The organism is Arenimonas sp., assembly GCF_035312645.1.
In the GTDB taxonomy this organism is placed as follows: Bacteria; Pseudomonadota; Gammaproteobacteria; order Xanthomonadales; family Xanthomonadaceae; genus Arenimonas.
In genome coordinates, this window is sequence record NZ_DATGBO010000060.1 from 1 (window position 1) to 22,590 (window position 22,590).

General features: G+C 64.2%; 22 protein-coding genes. 17 read left to right on the plus strand and 5 right to left on the minus strand.

All coding sequences use genetic code 11. The features are described 5' to 3' along the window. Together VKM35_RS05380 and VKM35_RS05385 are read left to right on the plus strand one after the other, a co-directional pair. Positions 1-499: thiol:disulfide interchange protein DsbA/DsbL (locus VKM35_RS05380; RefSeq protein WP_324319144.1), on the plus strand; the 499-nt coding region annotated here is incomplete at its 5' end. A gap of 35 nt (positions 500-534) precedes the next feature. Continuing rightward, the gene (locus VKM35_RS05385) at positions 535-1,026 is read left to right on the plus strand and encodes a hypothetical protein (RefSeq protein WP_324319146.1); all 492 of its coding nucleotides are present in this window, start codon (positions 535-537) and stop codon (positions 1,024-1,026) included. An 8-nt stretch (positions 1,027-1,034) separates the two neighbouring features. Here the strand turns inward: VKM35_RS05385 and VKM35_RS05390 are convergent, their stop codons facing one another. Next, on the minus strand, positions 1,035-1,865 hold the full coding sequence (locus VKM35_RS05390) for a polysaccharide deacetylase family protein (protein ID WP_324319148.1): 831 nt from the start codon (positions 1,863-1,865) through the stop codon (positions 1,035-1,037). An 84-nt stretch (positions 1,866-1,949) separates the two neighbouring features. Between VKM35_RS05390 and VKM35_RS05395 the strand changes: the two genes are divergently transcribed. The 5 genes from VKM35_RS05395 to VKM35_RS05415 all read left to right on the plus strand — a co-directional run bounded on the left by VKM35_RS05395 (position 1,950) and on the right by VKM35_RS05415 (position 7,212). After that, positions 1,950-2,576: an L-threonylcarbamoyladenylate synthase gene (locus tag VKM35_RS05395; protein WP_324319150.1), complete on the plus strand. Its 627-nt coding sequence runs from the start codon at positions 1,950-1,952 to the stop codon at positions 2,574-2,576. A 77-nt stretch (positions 2,577-2,653) separates the two neighbouring features. Beyond that, entirely contained in the window at positions 2,654-3,568 is a 915-nt protein-coding gene (locus tag VKM35_RS05400; RefSeq protein WP_414636567.1) for a segregation and condensation protein A, read from the plus strand. 23 nt (positions 3,569-3,591) lie between these two features. Beyond that, positions 3,592-4,425 carry an SMC-Scp complex subunit ScpB gene (scpB, locus tag VKM35_RS05405; RefSeq protein ID WP_414636568.1) on the plus strand — a complete coding sequence of 278 codons (834 nt, stop codon included), beginning with the start codon at positions 3,592-3,594 and terminating at the stop codon, positions 4,423-4,425. Next, entirely contained in the window at positions 4,422-6,260 is a 1,839-nt protein-coding gene (rluB, locus tag VKM35_RS05410) for a 23S rRNA pseudouridine(2605) synthase RluB (RefSeq protein ID WP_324319152.1), read from the plus strand. Before scpB ends, rluB begins: the two co-directional genes overlap by 4 nt. Positions 6,261-6,426: 166 nt before the next feature. Then, entirely contained in the window at positions 6,427-7,212 is a 786-nt protein-coding gene (locus VKM35_RS05415) for a hypothetical protein (protein ID WP_324319154.1), read from the plus strand. A 69-nt stretch (positions 7,213-7,281) separates the two neighbouring features. Here the strand turns inward: VKM35_RS05415 and VKM35_RS05420 are convergent, their stop codons facing one another. The 4 genes from VKM35_RS05420 to VKM35_RS05435 form a co-directional block, all read right to left on the minus strand. After that, a complete protein-coding gene (locus VKM35_RS05420) occupies positions 7,282-8,004 on the minus strand; it encodes a CsgG/HfaB family protein (protein WP_324319156.1) in 723 nt (240 codons plus the stop codon). Positions 8,005-8,179: 175 nt separating this feature from the next. Then, positions 8,180-8,986, minus strand: a complete 807-nt coding sequence (locus tag VKM35_RS05425; protein ID WP_324319158.1) for an amidohydrolase — start codon at positions 8,984-8,986, stop codon at positions 8,180-8,182. Next, a complete protein-coding gene (locus VKM35_RS05430; RefSeq protein ID WP_324319160.1) occupies positions 8,983-10,131 on the minus strand; it encodes a pyridoxal phosphate-dependent aminotransferase in 1,149 nt (382 codons plus the stop codon). Before VKM35_RS05430 ends, VKM35_RS05425 begins: the two co-directional genes overlap by 4 nt. 135 nt (positions 10,132-10,266) lie before the next feature. Next, on the minus strand, positions 10,267-14,547 hold the full coding sequence (locus VKM35_RS05435; RefSeq protein ID WP_324319162.1) for a S8 family serine peptidase: 4,281 nt from the start codon (positions 14,545-14,547) through the stop codon (positions 10,267-10,269). Positions 14,548-14,784: 237 nt separating this feature from the next. Between VKM35_RS05435 and ccmA the strand changes: the two genes are divergently transcribed. Genes ccmA through metX form a run of 10 tightly spaced genes read left to right on the plus strand, consistent with a single transcriptional unit; the run spans position 14,785 to position 22,489 of the window. Then, positions 14,785-15,417: a heme ABC exporter ATP-binding protein CcmA gene (gene ccmA / locus VKM35_RS05440; protein ID WP_324319164.1), complete on the plus strand. Its 633-nt coding sequence runs from the start codon at positions 14,785-14,787 to the stop codon at positions 15,415-15,417. Beyond that, the gene (gene ccmB, locus VKM35_RS05445; RefSeq protein WP_324319166.1) at positions 15,414-16,100 is read left to right on the plus strand and encodes a heme exporter protein CcmB; all 687 of its coding nucleotides are present in this window, start codon (positions 15,414-15,416) and stop codon (positions 16,098-16,100) included. The genes ccmA and ccmB overlap by 4 nt, the downstream gene beginning before the upstream one ends. Positions 16,101-16,108: 8 nt before the next feature. Beyond that, entirely contained in the window at positions 16,109-16,858 is a 750-nt protein-coding gene (gene ccmC, locus VKM35_RS05450) for a heme ABC transporter permease CcmC (RefSeq protein WP_324319168.1), read from the plus strand. Next, positions 16,855-17,019, plus strand: a complete 165-nt coding sequence (locus VKM35_RS05455) for a heme exporter protein CcmD (RefSeq protein WP_324319171.1) — start codon at positions 16,855-16,857, stop codon at positions 17,017-17,019. Before ccmC ends, VKM35_RS05455 begins: the two co-directional genes overlap by 4 nt. Next, positions 17,016-17,465 carry a cytochrome c maturation protein CcmE gene (gene ccmE / locus VKM35_RS05460; RefSeq protein WP_324319173.1) on the plus strand — a complete coding sequence of 150 codons (450 nt, stop codon included), beginning with the start codon at positions 17,016-17,018 and terminating at the stop codon, positions 17,463-17,465. The genes VKM35_RS05455 and ccmE overlap by 4 nt, the downstream gene beginning before the upstream one ends. Beyond that, entirely contained in the window at positions 17,466-19,394 is a 1,929-nt protein-coding gene (locus VKM35_RS05465) for a heme lyase CcmF/NrfE family subunit (protein WP_324319175.1), read from the plus strand. It abuts the gene before it with no gap. Beyond that, positions 19,391-19,933: a DsbE family thiol:disulfide interchange protein gene (locus tag VKM35_RS05470; RefSeq protein ID WP_324319177.1), complete on the plus strand. Its 543-nt coding sequence runs from the start codon at positions 19,391-19,393 to the stop codon at positions 19,931-19,933. The genes VKM35_RS05465 and VKM35_RS05470 overlap by 4 nt, the downstream gene beginning before the upstream one ends. Then, complete coding sequence (locus VKM35_RS05475; protein ID WP_324319179.1) at positions 19,930-20,382, plus strand: cytochrome c-type biogenesis protein; 453 nt, start codon at positions 19,930-19,932, stop codon at positions 20,380-20,382. The genes VKM35_RS05470 and VKM35_RS05475 overlap by 4 nt, the downstream gene beginning before the upstream one ends. Next, complete coding sequence (locus VKM35_RS05480) at positions 20,382-21,380, plus strand: c-type cytochrome biogenesis protein CcmI/CycH (RefSeq protein WP_324319182.1); 999 nt, start codon at positions 20,382-20,384, stop codon at positions 21,378-21,380. The genes VKM35_RS05475 and VKM35_RS05480 overlap by 1 nt, the downstream gene beginning before the upstream one ends. Further along, entirely contained in the window at positions 21,377-22,489 is a 1,113-nt protein-coding gene (metX, locus tag VKM35_RS05485; protein WP_324319184.1) for a homoserine O-acetyltransferase MetX, read from the plus strand. The genes VKM35_RS05480 and metX overlap by 4 nt, the downstream gene beginning before the upstream one ends. Positions 22,490-22,590: the final 101 nt, after the last annotated feature.

Below are 22,590 nucleotides of genomic sequence, written 5' to 3' on the forward strand. Positions count from 1 at the left end.
CGCCGAGGTTTTCGGCTACGTCTGCATCCATTGCGCGCATTTCCAGCCGTATGTGGACGCCTGGAAGAAAAAACTCCCGGCCGATGTGCGCTACGAATACGTACCGGCGGCGTTCGGCAACCCCTGGGACAATTTCGCCCGCGCCTTCTATGCCGCGCAGATGTTGGGCGTGCAGGAGAAGACGCACGATGCGGTGTTCAACGCGATCTTCGTCGATCATAGCCTCGCGGCGAACGCCAGCCTTGAACAGATCGCCGATGCCTACGGCAAATTCGGCGTCGACCGCGACAAGTTCTTCTCGACCATGCGCGGCTACGAAGTCAGCGCCAAACTCAATACGGCCCGCCAGTTCGCGATCGCCGGCGCCGTCGACGGCACGCCGACCATCATCGTCGCCGGCAAGTACCGCCTAAAGGAAACCACCGATCGCGGCGCCGAGGGCATGCTCGCGACGGTGGATTTCCTGATCGCGCGCGAGCGTCGCAAAGCCGGCCGTTGATACGGCGCGTAATGCAATCGGAATCCGGGCTGGCGATGGCGATCGAAGAGCACGTGCGCGTCCGGGAAGTCGAAGATGCAGGCATTGCTGCCGCGATGTTCCAGCACCGTTATCGCGAAGCGATCCCCTCTTTTCCCCACCATATCGTTGCGTGGTGCCGGGGCCGTGACGGCGAATGGCTGCCGGCGGCCTACGTTCACGGCACTGCCTCCGGAGATTTTCTGCTGGGCGGCGGCGCCTGCGTAGACAATCGCGCCCTGCGCCAACTCGATGCTGATGCGCGCAGCGCGGTCCACGAAGCCGGCGGCCTGTATCGCCACATGCTTTCCTGGGCCATCGGCCATTTCAGCGATCGCTACCTGGCGATTTTCGGCTACTGCGGCGATGCGCTGGCAGAGCGTATCGATCTGGCGGCCGGATTCAGCAGGACACCGCATCCGCATCTGCTGGCGATTTTCAAGGACACGGTTTCAGCGCAAATGCGGGCAGAGCTGATCGCGCAGGCGCACGCGATCGGTCCTTTCTGATTGGTACTTCAGCGCTGACCGCACTCGTCGAGAATCAGCCGTAGCCCGTCCGGTGATTTCCAATCCGGGCCGCAGACGTAGCGCGGAAGATTCCAGACCGTACTGGTTCCGGTGACCGGTTCCGCGCCGACGCCGAACGCGGCATCGAGCCCGAGCCGCGCGCCGTTCGCCGGCAGGTAGTCGCCTGCCAGGAATTCGCTGGCATGACCATAGGGATAAGCAAAAAAACGGCAGCGCCGTGGCGCGATCCGTTTGTTGATGTAGTCCAGCGCCTGGTCGATCTGTCGCTGCGCCAGCTGCGGCGAGGCGATCTGGTGGAAATCGCCGCGGATCAGTCCAGCGGGATCGTCGCCAGCCATCACCGGATGATTGTGATCCCAGCTGTGGCATTCGATGCCCAGCAGGCCGCCCTGCGCTGCCGGCGCCCACCAATCCTCGTTCATCCAGCCCAGGTCATGCAGACAGTCGCGATCCATGCGTGTACGCGCCAGCGGATCGGCGATCACGAAGGTGCTCATGTGCAGATCGGGTTGCGTGCCAGCCGCCGTCGCCTGCGCATCCCGCAAGATGTTGAGGAACCCGCGTTGCGTTCCGATTTGCGGATAGTCGACATCGCGGAAATCCAGATCGGTGCCGTCATCGCAGGTCAGGGCCAGGCAACGATGCAGATCGCGATCGGTGCGGCCGAGGCGTTGATCGACTACCCACTGCAACGGCACGACACGCCAACCCAGGCGCGAGAACATCGCCAGGTCCGTCGCGAGCGCGACGTGGTCGTTGCCGGAATAATCGCTGCCGGCAACATTGCCGGCGTGATAGGTGAGGATCGGAATGCGCATCGTTGGCGGAGTCGGAATCAAATGCCTGCCGTCAATGCTGCGACGAGCCATGGCCAAGGGCGAAGGTTACGGCATCATAGCGGGATGACCGAACGCCTCCACGTCCACCCCATCAACCCGCAGGATCGCCTGATCCAAAAAGCAGCCGATGTCCTCAAGGCCGGCGGACTGGGCCTTTGTCCCACCGATGCCGGCTACGCGTTGGTCTGGGCTCTGAACGGTACCGAGGCCGAGAACCGGGTCCAGCGGCTGCGACAACTGGACAGCAAGCATCCTTTCACCTTACTCTGTCGCCAGATTAGTGAGGCCGGCCGTCTGGCCCGGCTCGACGATCCGGCCTTCCGGCTCCTGCGATCGCTGACCCCCGGTCCCTGTACTTTCATTCTTCCGGCCTCACCGGAATTACCCAAACGCCTGAAGAACAGCGGCCGCAGCAAACGCCGCGACATCGGCATTCGCCTGCCCGACCATGTGGTCGTCAAGGCTTTGCTGGAGGCGATGGGAGAACCGCTGTTATCCACCAGCCTGGTGTTGCCGGACGAGGACGACCTCGCCAGCCATGAGGCCGAATCGGTGGCGGAGCGGTGCCTGCGCTGGGTCGATGTCATGTTGGACGCAGAAGACTGCGAACCGGGACCGACCAGCGTGGTGGACTGCACGGGCGATGAGCCCACCGTCGTACGCCAGGGTTTCCACCCGGTGACGCTGTAACCGCAACCGCTGTCGCGAGATCCACCTGGCCCGACAGGCCCGCTCGAACCCGAGCCCCTCCCGCATTCGAAGCACTGATGACCCACGACCCCGCGCCCATCGCGCCCGAAACAGATTTGCCAGCGCATCAGCCGCCGCTATCTCCGCAGCAGCAGGAAATGCCGCTGGCCGTCTACAAGGGCCAGCCGGTCCTGCAGATGCCGCAGGACCTGTACATCCCGCCGGACGCGCTGGAAGTCATCCTCGAGGCCTTCGAAGGCCCGCTCGACCTGCTGCTCTATCTGATCCGCCGGCAAAACCTGGAAATCCTCGATATCCCGGTCGCCGAAATCACCCGCCAATACGTCGACTACATCGACGTGATGCAGGACCTGCGCTTCGAACTCGCCGCCGAATACCTGGTGATGGCCGCGATCCTTGCCGAGATCAAATCGCGCATGCTGCTGCCGCGGCCGCCCTCGGAAGAAGGCCTCGAGTCCGACCCGCGCGCCGAACTGGTGCGTCGCCTGCAGGAATACGAACGCTTCAAGAAAGCCGCCGAAGATCTCGACCAGCTCGACCGTCTCGATCGCGACACCAGTACCGTCGCAGCCTTCGTGCCGGATCGCGCCATCCCGAAAGAGCCGCCACCGGTCGACCTGCGGGAAATGCTGCTGGCATTGCGTGACGTGCTCAAGCGCGCCGACCTTTACACCCACCATGCGATCAAGCGTGAAGCCCTGTCGGTGCGCCAGCGCATGGGCGAGGTGCTGGGCAAGCTCGCTGGCGGCGGCTTCCACGCTTTCGAGTCGCTGTTCAATGCCGAAGAAGGCCGGCTCGGGGTCGTGGTGACTTTCCTGTCGATCCTCGAACTGGCCAAAGAACAACTGCTCGAGATCGTCCAGGAAAGCGCTCTGGCGCCGATCTACATCAAATCGCTGGCAGCGCTCGAAGGCGATGCCGCCAACGATGCGCAACTGCCCGACCCCACCTCGGATGGCGGCAACGCCTGAACCCCACGAACGCAGTCGAGAACATGGATCTAGACCCCGATTTCAATCTGTTGGTGAAGCGCATCGTCGAAGCGGCGCTGATGGCGGCGCCGCAGCCGCAGTCGCTGACCCAGCTTTCCGCTCTTTTCCCCGACGACCAGCCGGTGCCGCCGAGCGAGATCAAGCAGGCCATCGACGACTTGCGCGAAGACTGCGCCGGCCGCGGCGTCGAACTCGTCGAGGTCGCCTCCGGCTACCGCTTCCAGGTGAAAGCCGACGTGCATCCCTACGTCGCGCGCCTGTGGACCGAACGTCAGACCAAATACACCCGCGCCACGCTCGAAACCCTGGCGCTGATCGCCTATCGCCAGCCGATCACCCGCGGCGAGATCGAACAGATCCGCGGCGTCGGCGTGAACGCCAACATGATCAAGATGCTCGAGGAACGCGAGTGGATCCGTTCGGTCGGCCATCGCGATGTCCCGGGCCGTCCGGAGCTGTTCGGCACCACGCGCACCTTCCTCGATTACTTCGGCCTCAAGAGCCTCGACGAATTGCCGCCACTGGCCGAGCTCAAGGACATCCCCGAACTCGAGCCGCAGCTGCCATTCGACATCGCACCGCCCGGCGTGGCTGCTGCAGCGATGATCGATTTCGACGCGATCGATTTCAGCGCCGATGCCGATATCGATTCCGATCACGATGAAAGCGCTGGCCACGAAGCCGACGCGTCTTCCGAAACAGGCATGGAAAATTCCAACGACGAATCCGCGACGGATTCCAACCCCCACCCCACCGCTGACCGCATCGTCGAGACGACGACCGCCGACACGAACGAACAGGCCGGCGACACCGCCGCGCCGGAGCTACGCAAATGAGCGACACCAAAGAAAAGAAAGTCCTTTCCCTGAAACTCAAGGGCAGCGACGACAACACCGCACGCATCGAGGAGCGCCTGCACAAGGTGCTCGCGCAGGCCGGCCTCGGCTCGCGCCGCGCACTCGAAGAACGCATCGCCCAGGGCCTGGTCAAGGTCAATGGCGAGGTCGCGCAGACCGGCCAGTCGGTCGGCAGTGGCGACCGCATCGACATCGACGGCAAGACCTTCGTCGCCAGCGCACTGACCGAACCGGCGAGCGTGCTGATCTACAACAAGCCCGAAGGCGAAGTCACCACGCGCGAAGATCCCGAAGGCCGCCCGACCATTTTCGATTCGCTGCCGCGCCTCAAGGGCGCGCGCTGGATCGCCGTCGGCCGCCTCGACATCAACACCACCGGCCTGCTGCTGCTGACCACCGACGGCGAGCTCGCCAATGCGCTGATGCATCCGTCGAACGCAATCGAACGCGAATACGTCTGCCGCATCCATGGCGAAGTGCCCGACAACATCGTCGACCGTCTCGCGCGCGGCGTGGCGCTGGAAGACGGCCCGGCGAAATTCGAGAGCATCGAGCGCATCGGTTCCAGCGATTCGCATGCCTGGTTCCAGGTCGTGGTCGCCGAAGGCCGCAACCGCGAAGTGCGTCGCCTGTGGGAGTCGCAGGGTTACCAGGTCAGCCGCCTCAAGCGCGTGCGCTACGGCGACATCACCCTGCCCCGCCTGCTCAAGCGCGGCCAGGCCAGCGAATTGCCGCAGGAAAAAGTCGATGCGCTGCGCAAGCATTTCGCGCTGGAAAACAATGCGCCGGTGCTGACCCTGCAACCGGTGATCGGCCAGCGCAAATCGCGCCCGACCGAAATCCGCGTTGGCAAGGATCGTGCGCAAGCCGGTTACGTCAACGGCCACGTCAACGACGAGGCACGCGAGTTGCGTCGCTTCGATCACGTGCGCGAAGACAAGCCGCGCGGTCGCGGTCGCCCGGGCGCAGGCCCCGGTCGCGGCAAACCCGGCGGCGGTTACAAGGGCAAGCCGGGCGGCAAGCCGTTCAGTGGTCCGATGGGCGCCGATGCACCGCACGGCGCACGCACGCACGGGCCACGCGCACCGGGCGGCGGAAAACCAGCATTCAAAGGCAAGAAGCCGTTTGGCGCCGCCGGCCCGCGCGACGACAACTTCGGCAATCGCGTCGATGATCGCGGTCCGCCGCGCGCGCCCAAGCCTTATGGCGATCGCCCGCCGCGTCCGCAGGGCGAGCGTCCGTTCAACGATCGCGGCCCGCGCGCCAATGGTCCCGGCGGTTTCAACAAGGGCAAGCCGCATTCCTCGAGCCCGCAGGGTGGTCATCACGATCACAATCCCGCCGAGTTCCGCAGCTGGTATGTGCCCGATGGTGTGGAAACCGGTTCGAAGGTCGCGCCGCCGCGTAGCGATCGCGGTCCGAAACCTTTCGGCGAACGAGGTCCGCGTCCGCAGGGTGATCGTCCGTACGCACCGCGTGGTCCGCGTCCGCAGGGTGATGGCCCGTATCAGGCACGTGGTCCGAAACCCGCCGGCGATCGTGGTCCGCGTCCGCAGGGTAATGCTCCGTATGCGCCGCGTGGCCCGAAGCCCGCTGGCGACCGCGGTCCGCGCCCGCAAGGCAACGGCCCCTACCAGGCGCGTGGTCCGAAACCTGCCGGTGATCGTGGTCCGCGTCCGCAGGGCGACAGCCCATACGGCAATCGCGGCCCGCGGCCGCAAGGCGCAGCTCCGGACGGCAACCGCGGTCCGAAACACGCCGGCCCGCGCCCGCCGTTCCGCAAGCGTCCCGATGGTCTTCCCTCGGACGATTGATTGCCGCAACGATGCCAACGAAAACCCGCCTGCTGGCGGGTTTTTCGTCTCTGACCTCGGGCAAACCGTGAGCTGTCAGGCATTCCGGAAGAAGATCTGCGGCACTGAGCCCATGCTCTAGCGAAGTTTGTGATGGTCAAGGCGCATCCAACACGGGGACCTGGCCATGCACGATTTCAAGACCGTTTCGCTATTGATGGGGATGTTTTTTCTCGCCGGCTGCAGCCGGCAGGTCGATGTTGCCGACCATGACGTCCGCGGCCTGCTCGCCGCGATCCGCGCCGCCAATACCACGCCCGGGCCACACGTGATCCGGCTCGCGCATCGCGGTCTTTACGTGCTGTCGGAATCCGCCGAACCGGGGCTGTTGCTTCCGACGGTCCGCAGCGATCTGGTCATCGAAGGCGATGGCTCGGAGATCCGCGGCTACAGCGGCGAAAAACTCGCATTGCTGCAAGTCGAAAAGGGCTCGCAGCTGACGCTGGACAAACTCAGCCTGGCAGAAGGCAGCGACGGCGCGATCCGCAACTTCGGCACGCTGCATCTGAATGAAGTTCGCGTTACCGACAGCACCGGCTCGCGCATCTCGGCGATCGTGCTCAATCACGGCCGGCTCGATGCCCGCAACAGCGAAATCGCCTACAACACGATTTCGATCGCGCAACGCGATGCCGGCACCGTGCTCAACTATGGCGACATCGAGCTCGATGGCACCTCGATCCACGACAATCGCGCATCGACGAAATATCCCGGCCAGGCCACGGCCGGCGGCGTGCTGAACTTCGGCAGCCTGCGCATCGATGGCCTGCAGTTGCAGGACAATGATGCCGAAGGTGCCGGCGACGCCCTGGATTTCCCCGGCATTCTCAACGTCGGCAACGGCGTGGTCGAAGGCAAGACCGATCGCGGCACGGTCCGCGAGGCTACGGCACTGGCCGATCTCGGGCGCTGATTTTTCGTCGCGCAAAAGAAAGGCCGGCTTGCGCCGGCCTTTCTGCAACGTGGGGATTGTCGGTGGGACTCAGTCGAGCTTGATCGAATTGCTGGTGTGCTCGCGACGACGCTGTTCCTGCGCATCGAACTTGGAGCGGCAGCTGTCCTGTTCGACCATCACGCAATCCAGGTAGTCGCTGATCAATACGACCGCCGCGCGGATCGCTTTGCCGGCTGGCTTGTTTTCCTGATTCGCCAGGTCGCCGCCAACGCCGAACTTGTTGAATCCCAGCTTCATGCCGCCGCCCTTCGAGGTGCCTTCGATGGTGCGCGAATATGCGATGTCGCCAGTAGTGGTATCGACAACACGGATGTCGATCGCGATGTACGCCGTCTGCGAGTTACCGCCGAGCGAGACGCCACCGAAGCTCAGTCCGCTGCTGTTGTGTTTGGTGTCTTCCTCGTACGAAGTGACCGTACCCATCACCAGGTATTGCGCGCCGGCCAGCTTGCCCATCTGCGCGGCGTCACTCAATTTCGCGCGGCCCGAGGCCATGAGGTTTTGTTCTTCCAGTACGGCCTGCACCTTCTGACGTTCGACGACGCGGAAAGAGCCGGTATTGGAAAGTTCGTTGCTGAGCATGCCGGCGAGATCCCGGCCTACCGAGCTGCCCCACCAGCCGGCGTTGGACTCGTTCTTGAATTCCGCGACGGCGATGGTCGGCTTGCCGGCGGGTTCCTTGGCGAACGCTGCGAACGGAAACAGGGCGGCGGCGAGAAAGAGGTTGGCGATCAGGAAACGGCTTTTCATGGGGTTCTCCAGCGTGATCGAGCTTGACGAGTCGTGCCGATGAATACGGGTTTTTGGCGTGTTTCAGGTCAGCGTGGGGCGATCATACGCCTGTCGCGGCTGGCCGATTCAACTGAACGGAAGCAGATTCCTGGCGCCGGTGATGGTCGCAGAAACCAGCTCGCGTGCCGGAACATCAGTCCAGCAACTGGAATCTGTCGGCATCGCGCTGCGCCGGGAAGCGCTCGCGATAGGCCGCCAATGCCGTCGCGCCAAACACGCTGGTGACGACCTGTGGCTCCGCTCCACACTCGGTGATGGGCTCGCCGATGAAGTCGAGCAACACACTGTCGCCGCTGTAATCATGGCCATTGCCGTCACGGCCGACGCGATTGACCGCGGCAACATAGCAGAGGTTTTCCATCGCGCGCGCGCGCAGCAACGTGCGCCAGGCGTTGCGGCGCGGACTGGGCCAGTTGGCGACGAACAGCAGCAGGTCGTAGTCGAAATGACCGGCGCAATCAGCATCGAAACGATTGCGGATGAACACCGGGAAGCGCAGGTCATAGCAAACCAGCGGACACACCCGCCAGCCCTTGAGGTCGCAGATCAGGCGATCATGCCCGGCGGCATAGCGCTGGTGTTCGTTAGCCATGCGAAAAAGATGGCGCTTGTCGTAGTGCTGCAGGCCGCCTTCGGGCGTCGCCCAGAGCAGGCGGTTGTGCACGCCGTCGCCATCGCGGATCTGCACGCTGCCGGTGACCACCGCGCCCAGACTCGCGGCTTGTTCGCGGATCCAGGCAACCGTCGCGCCATTCATGTCTTCGGCGTTGGCGATCGCATCGTTGCTGAAACCCGACGTGAAAGTTTCCGGCAGGACGATCAGGTCAGTCGCGCCGGCGAGTGGCGCCATCATCCCGGCGTAAAGCGCGCGATTGCCTTCCGGGTCGTGCCAGATTGTGTCGGCCTGCACCAGGCTGACGCGCAGGTCGGGCAGGCTCATGCCTTCTGCAACCGTTCGATGGCGGCATCGAGCGTCGACTGGCTCTTGGCGAAACACAGCCGCGCCAGGCGCTGGCCGGCCGGTGGCGTTTCGTAGAACGGCGACAGCGGAATCGCCGCGACGCCTTTCTCGATGGTCAGCCAGCGACAGAATTCCGCATCCGGCAAATCGCTGATCGCCGAATAATCGACGAGCTGGAAATAACCGCCCGGCACCGGCAAGGTCCGGAGCCGCGTCGTGGCCAGCTGCTGCGCGAAATGGTCGCGTTTTTCCTCGTAGAACTTTCCAAGCCCTTCGTAATGGTCCGGATGTTTCTCGATCATCGCGGCGAACGCCCACTGCGCCGGGGCGAAGCTGCAGAACGTGTTGTATTGATGGACCTTGCGCAATTCCGCGGTCAGCGCCGGTGGCGCGATGCAGTAGCCGATTTTCCAACCGGTGCAGTGATAGGTCTTGCCGAACGAGGACACGACGACGCTGCGTTCAGCGAGTTCCGGATAACGCAGCACGCTTTCGTGGCGGCGTCCGTCGAAAATGATGTGTTCGTAGACTTCATCGGCGAGCACGATGATATCGGTGCCGCGCAGGAGTTCCGCCAGCGTCGTCAGGTCCTTGCTGTCGAGCATCGCACCGGAAGGATTGTGCGGCGTGTTGATGAAGATCATGCGAGTGCGCTTGCTGATCGCGTCGCGGACTTTCTGCCAATCGACGGAGAAATCGACCGGATCCAGCGCCACATGCACCGCGCGTGCGCCGGCGAGATCGATCGCCGGTTCGTAGCAGTCGTAGCACGGGTCGAGGACGATCACCTCGTCGCCGGCATGCACGAGTGCCAGCACGGCATCGAAAATGGCCTCGCTGGCGCCGCTGGTCACGGTGATTTCGCTGTCGGCATCGACGACGCGGCCGTAACAGCGCGCTGTTTTTGCCGCGATCGCCTGGCGCAGCGCCGGCACCCCGCTCATCGGCGCGTACTGGTTGCGGCCGTCGTGCATCGCGCGGGTGAGTTCGGCGACGAGAAAATCCGGCACTGCGAAATCCGGAAAGCCCTGACCCAGGTTGACCGCACCGCGCTCCATCGCCAACTGCGACATCACGGTGAAGATGGTGGTGCCGACTTTCGGCAATTTGCTTTCGATCTGCATGAAGGTCGGGGCCTTGGCGGCTGCGGCAGGGTTGCGGATTTCGATTATCCGGATTTGCGGCCGGACGTATAGCCGAGCAAAAAAAACGCGGGGCCATTGCTGGCCCCGCGCCGGATTGTTGCTGAAACGATCTTGTTACTGGCAGTTCTTCGGATCCGACAGACGCGAGGTGGCGCGATTCTCGCTCCACACGCCGGAGGCCGGGCTGACCAGCGTCGCGTTGAGCGACATGTTGGAGATCGCGTTGCCGGTGAAGGTGCGCGTACCAGTACCGCCAAGCACGAAGGTACGACCGGTATCAGTGCAGGTCGGGCAGAAACCCGTGGCCTGACCGAACTGGAACGTGTCAACGGCGCCGTCGAATGCCTTTTGACCAAAGAGCCAACGCGGGAAACCCAGGCCGTCGAAGAGGTACGGAACCATGATTTCCTGCGTGCCGACGGTCTGGTAGCTGTAACCGAAACCGGACTTGCTCGGCGAGAACCAGTGACCGGAAATATCCATCGCCTGCGCACCATTGAGCGGGCAGCTCCCGGTACCCAGGCGGGCAATCGATTCCGAACCACTCTTGCCGTCGATGTTGTAGCTGACGGTCGCGCTTTCGATACCGGTGACGGTGATGGTCATTTCGCCGACATCGCTCAGCGAAGTGGTGCTGCCGTTCCAGGCGACGCGCGCCAGATCCGAACGCCACACGCCGGCAGCAGTCGGAGCCGCAGCCTGGGCGTAGTACCAGGTCGGCGTACCGTCTTCGAGGAAGGCGTACCAGACCACCACCCACTGCGCGCCAGAGGCGACGGTGTCGATGAAGATGCCCGGGCCCGGACGACCTGCATCGAAGTAGTGACCGGTCTTGAGCGTCGGCGCACCGGCGTTGGTGATGTTCGCCGTCACCGTTGCCGAGGCGATCGCGCCGGAACTGTTGACCGGCGTGACATACCAGCGACCCGGCGTCGGGTTGGAGATCGTCACGGTCTCGTTGCCGCTGCCAGTGACTGCAGTGTTCGTTGCCGAACCGCGCGCCGGAGCCGGATCGATGTTCGGGAAGGTCGGCGAAGCCACGCGCGCCAGATACAGGTCGTAATTACCCGTGCTGGCCGTGGTGGTGAACGTCGCCGAAGTCGTGCCCGGAGGGACATCGAAGTACAGCTTGTCCTGCGCCGAACCTGCCGCTGCCGGCAAGGTGACCTTGCGGCCGACACCATTCGAGAGGGCGAACGGAGCCACGCCGGCGACGGCGGTGCGGGTCAGCTTCACCGGAATGCGCGCGACCGTGGTGCCGGCAACCGCCTGCAACTGCACGTAACCGACGCGGGTTTCGCCCGGCAGGAAGCTCGGGTCGTCCCAGATCAGACGCAGGTTGAAGGCGTCGTTGGCAGCGGTGTGGCCCGGACCCGTGGCAACCAGCGTGCCATCGCTGGCAGCGTTGATCGGTGCCGCGTAGTAGGTCAGGTTCACCGGCTGCGAACCACCGCTACCGCCGGCGTAACGCTGCGTGATGATCCAGAACTGCTGCACCGATGCCGTCGTGGCGACGTCGAAATCGCAGACTTCGTTGGAGCCGTTGTTCGCGGAGGAACAGACGATCTCGGCCGCGGTGGCGAGGCCGTCGTTGTTGGCGTCGAGACCCACATACAGGTCGTTGTCGCCACCCGTCGCCGAGTTGATGTCGGCATGGATGTGATACGTCACCGGACCACCGACCGGGCTGGCCGGAATGGTGAACAGGCGGCCGTCGATGCAAGCAGAAGCACATTGGCCGTTGAACGGATCGGCGTTGCTGGTATCGATCGCCAGGCTCGGCGAAACCTGCGTGGGCTTGACGAGGTTGGTGGCAACGAAACGCGGATTGCTCAGACCGACCAGTCCCGACATCGGGACATCGGTGAAGCCGCGCTCGAGGTCGACGTTGCTCTTGGTGATCGGCGCGAAGGTACCCGCCGATGCGAACAATGCCACCGGCAAGGTCAGGCTGGGACGGCCGCTACCCGTGGTGTCGGTCAGCGTCACGCTGCCGTAGACCCAGGTATTGAGCAACGCACCATCGGTGATGCTGAAGTTGAACGTCAGCGCCTGGCTGGCCGCATTGCCGACCGTGAAGCTGGCCAGCGACGGCGTCATCGAACTGCCGGTCGGCATGCTCGACGAGACCGCCCAGGAACCGCCACCGATCATGTCGGTGAAGGTGCGCGTCAGCGAACACGTGCCGACGCAATTGTCCTGACCGAGGCTGGGGATGTTCAGAGTATGCGCATTGGTCGCGTTGACGGCGCGGAAATTCGCATCGTTGATCGCGAGGTAAAGACCGGCGTTGACTGCCTTGGACAGATCGACCATGCCCGAGCCCTGCTCGTGCGGCGTGGCCAAAGTGCCATCGGTATCAAGCACCGAAGCACGCGCGGTGAGCATGATCGCCGAGGTCAGCTGGCTCGGACCCCAGGTCGGATGCGCCGACTTGAGCAGTGCCAGCGAGCCAGCGACATGCGGCGTCGCCATCGAGGTGCCGCTCAGGTAGTTGTAGCAGCTGGTCGGGCCCGCAGCGCAATTGCTTTGCGTCGTATTGTGGCCTGCGGCGATGATGTTGACGCCCGGCGCAGTGACGTCCGGCTTGATCACGCCCGTGGGAATGACCGGGCCGCGACCGCTGAAGTCCGCGAGGCGATCGCCGAACGCCGCGATGCTGCTGATGCTGGTGCCTTCGAGGGTCGCATGAGCCGTGTGACCGGTATCGCCAGCCAACCAGGTGGCCAGCGCCTGGCCATCGACATAGTTCAGATGGGTGGCGGGGACCGCGTGATTGTCGGCCACCGTGGCCGTGCCGCTGGCGATGTCATTGATCAACACCATGCCGGCACCGCCGCCGGCGGCGACGTTGGCGCTCTTGGCGACGCGGGGGGAGGTACCGCGGGTGCAGACCACGATCTTGCCGGTCCACTGGGTCGGACCCCAGGACGGCGGCTTGGTACCGGCGGCGTCCGTGGCGCACAGGGGCACGTCGGACATGACGATAGGCAGCGATGTGGTGCTGGTCGGCGAACTGGTATCGCCGGAGCCGATCAGGATGCCGCCGCCCGGAGGCGGGGTGGTGCCGCCGGTCATGTTGATCAGGCGATTGGCGACCGCACGATCGTGCGTGGCTGCAGCAACGGCAAGCACCCAGGGCGAATTCGCCGGGTTGCCGAGCGTGCCCGGATCCGGACCGTCGTTGCCGGCAGCTGCAGCGATCGTCACACCCGCAGCGCGGGCATTGAGGAAGGCTTCGGAATCGTCGGTCGCGCCACTGGCCAGGGTGGACCACGGATCGGAAGCACCGCCGCCGATCGAGAAGTTGATCACGTCGACCTGGTCGACCACTGCCTGCTGGATTGCCGCCAGCAGCCACGTGCCCTGGCAGCTCGACTGCGCTTCGCAGGCCTTGTAGGTAATCAGGTTCGCGTGCGGAGCGACGCCGGACATCTGCACAGCACTGCTGATGCTGCCAGCGGTGACGGTGATGTTGACGAAGTTGCCGGAAGTGGTGCTGGCGGTGTGCGTGCCATGGCCAACGCATTCGTTGACGAAGCCGGCGCCGCCGTTCGGATCGGGAATCCAACAGGTGCCGCCGCCGGATGTGGCGTTGCCGGCCGGGTCGAAGTTGTCCGAGCCGTCGTCGGCTTCGTGACTGGCCGAACCCGTGGTCATGTCATAGATGCCGATCAGCTTGGCCGTGCAAAGGCTGGGATTGCCGGTGCCGGGGGCACACAGGCCATAGGTGGTGCCGCGCACGTTGACATTGGTGTAGCCGTCGGCGGGTCCGATGGTCTTGAAGGAGTCGTGCGTGCGGTTGATGCCGGTGTCGATATCGCCGATCACCACGCCCTCGCCCTTCTTGGCGACGCCGCCATTGGCGGTTCCATCCCAGATGGTGTTGGCCTTGATCCATTTCGGACCACGATCGGTCAGCGGATAGCGGACGAAATCAGCATGCACATACCGGATGCCGGGCATCGCGCGCAGCGCGTCAGCTTCGGCATTGGTCAGTTCCAGTGCGACACCATTGGTGGTCACGTCATAGATGAAAGTCGGCGCCAGCGGACGACCCAGCTTGACGGCGGCATCGTTCAGACGCGTGTTGCGGACGCCCGCGAGATATCCGCGATAGGCCTTCGCTTCGACGCTTTGCACATTGAGCTTCTGTGCACCGGTGACGACCGGGCTGGTCGCGGCCAGATGCGGATGCGTGCTGTCGGTGCGGCTGAAGCCGGAGAACGTCGCAAGCGGCTGCTCGTTGAAGACGATGATGAAGGTGTGGCGCTGGTCAGCGCGGAAAACCTGCTTCTTGTCGGGAGCGTCCTGCTGTCTTGCCGCTTCTGCTGGGTGGCTGACCGGCAGGCCGATCGCCAGGGTGATCGCAAACATCAATGGTGAAACACGCATGTGTTGGTTATCCGCGGTTGGTAACCGCCCAATTCTCTATGCAGACCCCGCCTCAACACAAGCTTCCTGTCGTTTTGCTGAACCGTGTAAAGAATATGACACGCCCGGCCCTTGCGAACCGGGCCATCTTGGTGCAATGCACAAATGGGTGAAAGTGCGGCAGGCCGCTGATTTTCCGGCGCTGCTTGTACCCATTCATGGACATCAATTCACGCAAGTCGGTAGCATGCGACGCCCATGAACTCCCCCGCCTCCGACCCCGCGCCGCTGCTCGAATGCCGCGGCCTGTGCTTCTCGCGCAACGAGGAACCGATCTTCGGCCCCCTGGACTTCACACTCGCTGCCGGCACCGCGATCCAGGTGCTGGGCGGCAACGGCGCAGGCAAGACCACTTTGTTGCGCGTGCTGGCGGGACTGTTGCCGGCCAGCCAGGGTGAAGTGCATTTCCAGGGTCGGTCCGTGGATCAACAGCATCTTGTGCAGGGCACGGCTTTCCTTGGTCACCTGCCCGGCCACAAGGCGGATCTGAGCGCGCTGGAAAACCTGCAGTTCACTGCCGCGCTGCATGCTTCCGCATTGGCTCCGGAAGCGGCCCTCACCGACGTCGGGCTCGCCGGTTTCGAACAACAACAGGCGCGACGATTGTCCGCGGGCCAGAACAAACGTCTCGCGCTCGCGCGCCTGCGTCTTTCCGCCGCGCCCCTATGGTTGCTCGATGAGCCCTATGCCAATCTCGATCGCGACGGCATCGCGCTGGTCAATCGTCAGATCGGCGATCACGTGAATGCGGGTGGCGCAGTGTTGCTGACCACGCATGGCGCCTATGCACCGCCGCCGGTGCCGATGCACACGCTCGAGTTGCGCGCATGAGCGCGCCCGGTCTGCTCGCCGCCGGTCGTGCGCAGATCCAGCGCGATCTGCGCCTGGTCTGGCGTCGGCGTGGCGATGCGCTGCAGCCGGTTCTTTTCGCGGTGATGGTAATCGCGCTGTTTCCGCTGGCACTGGGTGGCGAGCACGAGCAACTCGCGCGGATCGCACCGGGCGTGTTGTGGGTCGCGATCCTGCTTGCGGGCCTGCTCACGCTCGACGTGTTGTTCCGCAGCGATGTCGACGACGGCAGCCTTGAACAACTCCTGCTCAGTCCAGCACCGTTGGCTTGGCTGATCGCGATGCGCGTGCTGGTGCATTGGGCGGTGACCGCGCTGCCGTTGCTACTGCTGACGCCGGTGTTCGCGGAACTGCTGTTCCTGCCGGGCCGGCTGCTGACGCCGTTGATGCTATCGCTGGCGCTGGGTACGCCCCTGCTCAGTCTGATCGGCGCGATGGTGGCGGCACTCACCGTCGGAATACGCCGCTCTGGTATCCTTTTGGCGGTTTTGGCGCTGCCGCTCTATGTGCCGGTGCTGGTGTTCGGCGCCGGTGCGGTGGTCGCCGCTGACCAAGGCCTGTCCTCCTGGATCGGCGCGATCTACCTGCTCGCTGCCGGCCTGGTTCTGGCGCTCGTGCTCGCTCCCCTCGCCGCCGCCACCGCCCTTCGCATTGCCTTGAGCTGATCGTCCCCGTGAATCGCTTTCTGCTGTGGTTTCACCAGACCGGCTCGCCGGCGAATTTCGACCGCTACGCCGCGCGCTGGGCTCCCTGGGCTTTCGCGACTGCGTTCGTCGCGCTTGCGGTCGGCATTTACGGCGCGCTGTTCTCGGTGCCGCCCGACGTCAACCAGGGCGAAAACTTCCGCATTCTCTACATCCACGTCCCCAGCGCGTGGATGAGCCTGTTCATCTTCATCGCGATGGCGATCCAGGCCGTGATCGCGCTGGTATGGCGCATCAAGATCTGCGAAATCCTGGCGATGTCCTGCGCGCCGATCGGTGCCGCCTTCACCGTGATCACGCTCGCGACCGGATCGATCTGGGGCAAACCGACCTGGGGCACCTGGTGGAGCTGGGACGCGCGCCTGACCTCGGAACTGGTGATGCTTTTCCTGTACATCGGCGTGATCGGCCTCAACAGTGCCATCGAGGATCGCCGCGCCGCTGCGCGCGCCGCGTGTTTCCTCGCCATCATCGGCCTGGTCAACGTTCCTATCGTTCACTACGCGGTGGACTGGTGGAACACGCTGCACCAGGGCGAGACGATCCGTCTGCTCGGGCCGTCGAAGATGGACAGCAGCATGATGTGGCCGCTGATCGCCACGGTGATCGGCACCAAGGCCTGGTTCGTCGGTTCGCTGCTGCAGCGCGCACGCGCGACCAATCTCGAGCACGAGGCAAACAAGGATTGGGCGCGCAGCGCGTACGGAGCGACGCAATGAATCATTTCGATTACATCAAGGTCGCCTATTCGGTGTTCGCCGTCGTGCTCGCCTGGGATTACGTCGTGCCGCGCGTGCGTTTTGCGCAGACGAAAAAAGCGATTGCCGCGCGCCTGCGTCGCGAGGCCGCGAAGAAATCCGCGAACGGAACCACCGCATGAATCCGATCCGCAAACGCCGGCTCTGGCTGCTCGCGCTGCTGCTGCTCGCCGCCGCCGCGGCCGCGACCCTGATCACCAAGGCGCTGCAGGAAAATCTCACCTACCTGCACACGCCCACCGAAGTGAAGACCGGCAAAGTGCCGGCCGCGCGCTTCCGTCTTGGCGGCGTGGTCTGCGAAGGCAGCGTGCAGCGCACATCGGGCACGCTGGCGGTGAATTTCGCCGTCACCGATCGCGTCCGCCAGGTGCCGGTGCATTTCGAGAAGATCCTGCCCGACATGTTCAAGGAAGGCACCAGCGTGATCGCCACTGGGCGCATGCAAGGCGACACCTTCGTCGCCGAGGAAGTTCTCGCCAAGCACGATGAAACCTATATGCCCAAGGAAGTCGCCGACGCCATGGCCAAGGGCATCGCGATGCACACGAAAAGCTGCGGGGCGCGCTGAGTGCTGCCCGAACTCGGCCACGTCGCGCTGATCCTCGCGCTGCTGCTTGCCTTCCTGCTCGGCGTGCTGCCGATGCTGGGCGCACAACGCGAGCACGCGGCTCTGATGGCGACCGCGCGGCCGCTGGCTTACGGGCAATTGCTGTTCATCGCGATCGCCTACGCCGTGTTGACGCACGCGTTTCTCGTGCACGATTTTTCCGTCGCCTACGTCGCCAGCAATTCCAACAGCCTGCTGCCGCTGATGTACCAGGTGCCGGCAGTCTGGGGCGCGCATGAAGGCTCTCTGCTGTTGTGGGTGCTGATCCTCGGCTTGTGGATCGGCGCCGTCGCGACGTTCTCGAAATCGCTGCCGATGCCGGTGCTCGCGCGCGTGCTGGCGGTGATGGGTTGGGTGAGTTTCGGTTTTCTTGCCTTCCTGATCTTCACTTCCAATCCATTCGCGCGGCTGTTGCCGGCGGCGGTGGAAGGTCGCGATCTCAATCCGCTGCTGCAGGACCCGGGGCTGATCATCCATCCTCCGGTTCTCTACACTGGTTATGTCGGCTTCGCGGTCGCGTTCGCGTTCGCGGTCGCGGCATTGATCGGCGGCAAGGTCGATGCGCAATGGGTGCGTTGGTCGCGTCCATGGACGAACGTCGCCTGGGCCTTCCTCACATTGGGCATCGCGCTCGGCAGCTGGTGGGCGTATTACGAATTGGGCTGGGGCGGCTGGTGGTTCTGGGATCCGGTCGAGAACGCCAGCTTCATGCCCTGGCTGGTCGGCGCCGCGCTGATCCACTCGCAGGCAGTCACGGAAAAACGCGACAGCTTCCGCGGCTGGACGCTGCTGTTGGCGATCGCGGCATTTTCTCTGTCGCTGCTCGGCACCTTCCTCGTGCGCTCGGGCGTGCTGACCTCGGTACACGCCTTCGCTTCCGATCCGAAACGCGGCCTGTTCATCCTGATCTTCCTGGGTCTGGTGATCGGCGGATCGCTGCTGCTGTATGCCCTGCGCGCGCCGCGCGAAGAACAGGGCCAGCCATTCGCCGCATTCTCGCGCGAAACATTTTTGCTGGGAAACAACCTGCTGCTGACCGCAGCGGCCGCGATGGTGTTGCTCGGCACGCTGTATCCGCTGCTTGCCGAAGCATTGGATCTCGGCAAGATTTCCGTCGGCCCACCGTATTTTGGATTGTTGTTCACGCTGCTGATGGCGCCGCTGGTGTTGCTGCTGCCATTCGGGCCACTGACGCGCTGGCAGCGCGAACAGGCGAGCACACCACTGCGCATGCTCGCGCCCTGGGCGGGCATCGCGCTGCTGATCGCGGCCATCGCCTTTTTCACCAGCGCGAACGCGGGCTGGAAAACCATTGCCGCCTACATCGTCGGCGCCTGGTTGCTGCTGGGTACGCTGCGCTTCGTGCGCCAGCGTTTCGTACAGGGCAAGGGTCGCTTCACTGCGGAAATGATCGGCATGTGCCTGGCGCATTCCGGAGTGGCGGTGTTTTTCTTCGGCGTGCTGATGACCGAGAGCATGAGCATCGAAAAAGACGTCGCCGCAAAACCGGGACAGAGTTTCTCGCTGCGCGGCTACGATTTTCGTTTCGATGGTGTTGAACGCAGCCAGGGCCCGAACTACCAGGCTGATCGCGGCACGCTGTTGGTCACGCGCAACGGCAAGGACGTGGTCGTGCTGCACCCGGAAAAACGCGCCTACGCCAGCGGCGGCAGCATCCTTACCGAAGCCGCGATCGACGGTGGCCCTGGCCGCGATCTCTATGTCGCGCTCGGCGATTCGCTCGACGATCAAGGCAGCTGGGCGCTGCGGTTGCACGTGAAGCCGTTCGTGCGCTGGATCTGGTTCGGCGCGCTGATGATGGCGCTGGGCGGCTTCACCGTTGCTTTCGACAAACGCTTCCGGCGTGCGGTCGGCGAGGCCTCGACATGATCCGCCGCCTGCTGCCACTGTTCGCTTTCGTGTTGCTTGCCGGACTCTTGTTCGTCGGCATACGCATGAATTCCGGCAAGGACACCAGCGCGATCCCTTCGCCATTGATCGGGAAATCCGTGCCAGCTTTTTCGCTACCGGTGCTCGGCGATCCGACGAAGAAAATCAGCGATCGCGAACTGCGCGGCACGCCCTACCTGCTCAACGTCTGGGGCAGCTGGTGCCCGAACTGCCGCGTCGAGCATCCGGTGATCAGCGCGCTCGCACGCCGCGGAAAATTGCGCATCGTCGGTTACAACTACAAGGATGCGCCGGAAGACGCGCAGCGCTGGCTGGATGAATTCGGCAATCCGTATGCGATCGTCCTCGCCGACGAGGACGGCCGCGCCGCGCTCGACTGGGGTATCTACGGCGCGCCGGAAAGTTTTCTGGTCGACAGCCAGGGCATCGTGCGCTGGAAAAGCGTCGGCCCTATCGACGACGACATCGTTCGCACGCAGATCGAGCCCCTGCTCGCAGCGATGGCGGTGACGCGATGAAACCCTTGCTGCTGACGCTGCTGCTGTTGCTGGCATCGCCGGGCCTGCAGGCGGCAAAGCCGCCGATGCTCGCCGCGGAGCCGCCGCCGACATTCCAGAGCGCGGCGGAAGAACAGCGTTATCGCAGCCTCGTTTCGGAGCTGCGCTGCGTGATGTGCCAGAACCAGTCGCTGGCCGATTCCAACGCCATGATCGCCCACGACCTGCGCAAGGAAGTGCTGCAGTTGATGCGCGACGGCCGCAGCGACGATCAGATCAAGCAGTTCCTGGTCGTGCGCTATACCGATTTCGTGCTCTACAAACCCGAGATCAAGCCAATGACCTGGCTGCTGTGGTTCGGCCCCGGTGCGCTGGTGCTGATCGGCGCGGTGGTGATTGCGGTCATCGTGCGCAGACGCAGCGCAGCGGCGCCGGTCGCGCCGCCCGCCGAAGATTCGCAGGAGTGGTGATGACTGGTTTTTATCTGTGCGCCGCGCTGCTGGTGTTGGTCGCGGTCGCTTTCGTGATCGTGCCGCTGTGGCGGCAGTCGCGTCAGCTCGCGATCGGGCTCGCCTTGCTCGTTCCGCTCGCTGCCGGCAGCCTGTATCTGCTCAAGGGCGATCGCGATGCGCTTGATCCGCGCAATCTCGCGCAGCCGACCACCGTCGATGAAGCCATTCGGCAATTACAGCGGCGTCTGGATCGCGAGCCCGACGATGTCGAAGGCTGGACGCTGCTCGCCCGCACCGAAATGACGCTGGAAAAATTCGATCTCGCCCGCGATGCCTACGCCAGGGCGTTCGCGCTGCAATCGGACGACGTCGAACTGTCGCTGGAATACGCCGAGGCGCAGATGCGCGCGGCGCCCGATCACCGTTTTCCGCCACCGGCCGTCGCGCTGCTGGAAGCGGCCGTCGCCAAACAGCCGGATTCGCAGCGCGGCCTGTTCTTCCTCGGCATGCATCGCCGGCAATCGAACCAGCCGGCGGAAGCTGCAGCACTTTGGGAGCGAATTCTGCCGACGCTCGCCAGCGAAACCGCGGGCACGCTGCGCGAACAGATCGACGCTGCCCGCGCCGACGCCGGCATGCCGCCATTGCCGGAGGCCGCCGCGATCGTCGGCCCAACACTTGCAATCACGTTGGACATCAGCCCGGCCTTGCGCGCCCAAGCCAAGCCCGGCGATACCGTCTTCGTGTTCGCGCGCAGTGTCGACGGCAGTGGCCCGCCGCTGGCAGCGAAGAAGATCACGCTCGCGCAATTGCCGGTGACGCTGAGTCTCAGCGATGCCGACAGCCCGATGCCGGCCGCGAAACTCTCCTCGCAGCAAACCGTGCTGGTGATGGCACGCCTGTCGAAATCCGGCAACGCCCTGCCCGGCAGCGGTGATATCGAAAGCGAGCCTGTGCGCGTCAAGATTGGCGACTCCGCAAGCAGTACCCTGACCCTCTCGCGAGCGATCCCATGAGCGAATTCATTCCCGCCGGCACGCGCTTCATGGCCCTGCCCTCGCCGTTCGCGATCAAGCGTGGTGGCGCATTGCACGGCGCACGCGTCGCCTTCGAAACCTGGGGGACGCTCAACGCCGCGCGCGACAACGCGATCCTGATCCTCACCGGACTGTCGCCGAACGCGCATGCTGCCGCCAACGAAGGCAACGCCGAAGCGGGCTGGTGGGAGGCGATGCTCGGGCCGGGGAAACCCATCGATAGCGATCGCTGGCATGTCATCTGCGTCAACTCGCTGGGCAGCTGCAAAGGCTCGACCGGCCCGGCCGCGGCCGACCCGGCGAGCAATGAAACCTATCGCCTGTCGTTTCCGGAACTGTCGATCGAAGACATCGCCAACGCCGCGTTCGAAGTGGTGCGTGCGCTCGGCATCGAACGCCTCGCCTGCGTGATCGGCAACTCGATGGGCGGCATGAGCGCACTGGCGTATCTGCTGCAGCACCCGGGCTGCGCGCGCTCGCATATCAATGTTTCCGGCAGCGCACGCGCGTTGCCGTTTTCGATCGCGATCCGCTCGCTGCAACGCGAAGCGATCCGGCTTGATCCGAACTGGGATCAGGGCGAATACGACGACAGCAACTATCCGGAAAACGGCATGCGCATGGCGCGCAAACTCGGCGTGGTGACGTATCGCTCGGCGATGGAATGGGATGGCCGTTTCGGCCGCGTGCGTTTCGACAGCGAATGTCGTGAAGACGATCCATTCGGTCTCGAGTTTGAAGTCGAGCGTTACCTCGAAGGCCACGCGCGCCGCTTCGTGCATCAGTTCGATCCCAACTGCTACCTGTATCTGTCGCGCTCGATGGACTGGTTCGATGTCGCCGAATACGGCCAGGGCGATGTCATGGCGGGCCTCGCGCGGATCAAGCTGGAAAAAGCGCTGGCGATCGGCGTACGCACCGACATCCTGTTCCCATTGCAGCAGCAGGAGCAGGTCGCCGACGGCCTGCGCGCCGGCGGCGCCGAAGCGACCTTCCTGCCATTGGATTCACCGCAGGGCCACGACGCCTTCCTGGTCGATATCGAGCGCTTCGGGCCGGCGATTTCGGGGTTTTTGGCGGGGTTGTGAAAAAGGATCCCGTCATCCCCGCGAAGGCGGGAATGACGACAAATTTCGTGGGAATCCCTGAGCGTCTCCCGTTTTCCGATTCCCCCTTCCCTACTAGCGCA

Excerpts from the sequence above, each read along its gene's own strand:
- VKM35_RS05385 (WP_324319146.1), top strand. The coding sequence starts at position 535 with ATGGCGATCGAAGAGCACGTGCGCGTCCGGGAAGTCGAAGATGCAGGC.
- VKM35_RS05390 (WP_324319148.1), bottom strand. The coding sequence starts at position 1,865 with ATGCGCATTCCGATCCTCACCTATCACGCCGGCAATGTTGCCGGCAGC.
- VKM35_RS05395 (WP_324319150.1), top strand. The coding sequence starts at position 1,950 with ATGACCGAACGCCTCCACGTCCACCCCATCAACCCGCAGGATCGCCTG.
- VKM35_RS05400 (WP_414636567.1), top strand. The coding sequence starts at position 2,654 with ATGACCCACGACCCCGCGCCCATCGCGCCCGAAACAGATTTGCCAGCG.
- scpB (WP_414636568.1), top strand. The coding sequence starts at position 3,592 with ATGGATCTAGACCCCGATTTCAATCTGTTGGTGAAGCGCATCGTCGAA.
- rluB (WP_324319152.1), top strand. The coding sequence starts at position 4,422 with ATGAGCGACACCAAAGAAAAGAAAGTCCTTTCCCTGAAACTCAAGGGC.
- VKM35_RS05415 (WP_324319154.1), top strand. The coding sequence starts at position 6,427 with ATGCACGATTTCAAGACCGTTTCGCTATTGATGGGGATGTTTTTTCTC.
- VKM35_RS05420 (WP_324319156.1), bottom strand. The coding sequence starts at position 8,004 with ATGAAAAGCCGTTTCCTGATCGCCAACCTCTTTCTCGCCGCCGCCCTG.
- VKM35_RS05425 (WP_324319158.1), bottom strand. The coding sequence starts at position 8,986 with ATGAGCCTGCCCGACCTGCGCGTCAGCCTGGTGCAGGCCGACACAATC.
- VKM35_RS05430 (WP_324319160.1), bottom strand. The coding sequence starts at position 10,131 with ATGCAGATCGAAAGCAAATTGCCGAAAGTCGGCACCACCATCTTCACC.
- VKM35_RS05435 (WP_324319162.1), bottom strand. The coding sequence starts at position 14,547 with ATGCGTGTTTCACCATTGATGTTTGCGATCACCCTGGCGATCGGCCTG.
- ccmA (WP_324319164.1), top strand. The coding sequence starts at position 14,785 with ATGAACTCCCCCGCCTCCGACCCCGCGCCGCTGCTCGAATGCCGCGGC.
- ccmB (WP_324319166.1), top strand. The coding sequence starts at position 15,414 with ATGAGCGCGCCCGGTCTGCTCGCCGCCGGTCGTGCGCAGATCCAGCGC.
- VKM35_RS05455 (WP_324319171.1), top strand. The coding sequence starts at position 16,855 with ATGAATCATTTCGATTACATCAAGGTCGCCTATTCGGTGTTCGCCGTC.
- ccmE (WP_324319173.1), top strand. The coding sequence starts at position 17,016 with ATGAATCCGATCCGCAAACGCCGGCTCTGGCTGCTCGCGCTGCTGCTG.
- VKM35_RS05470 (WP_324319177.1), top strand. The coding sequence starts at position 19,391 with ATGATCCGCCGCCTGCTGCCACTGTTCGCTTTCGTGTTGCTTGCCGGA.
- VKM35_RS05475 (WP_324319179.1), top strand. The coding sequence starts at position 19,930 with ATGAAACCCTTGCTGCTGACGCTGCTGCTGTTGCTGGCATCGCCGGGC.
- VKM35_RS05480 (WP_324319182.1), top strand. The coding sequence starts at position 20,382 with ATGACTGGTTTTTATCTGTGCGCCGCGCTGCTGGTGTTGGTCGCGGTC.
- metX (WP_324319184.1), top strand. The coding sequence starts at position 21,377 with ATGAGCGAATTCATTCCCGCCGGCACGCGCTTCATGGCCCTGCCCTCG.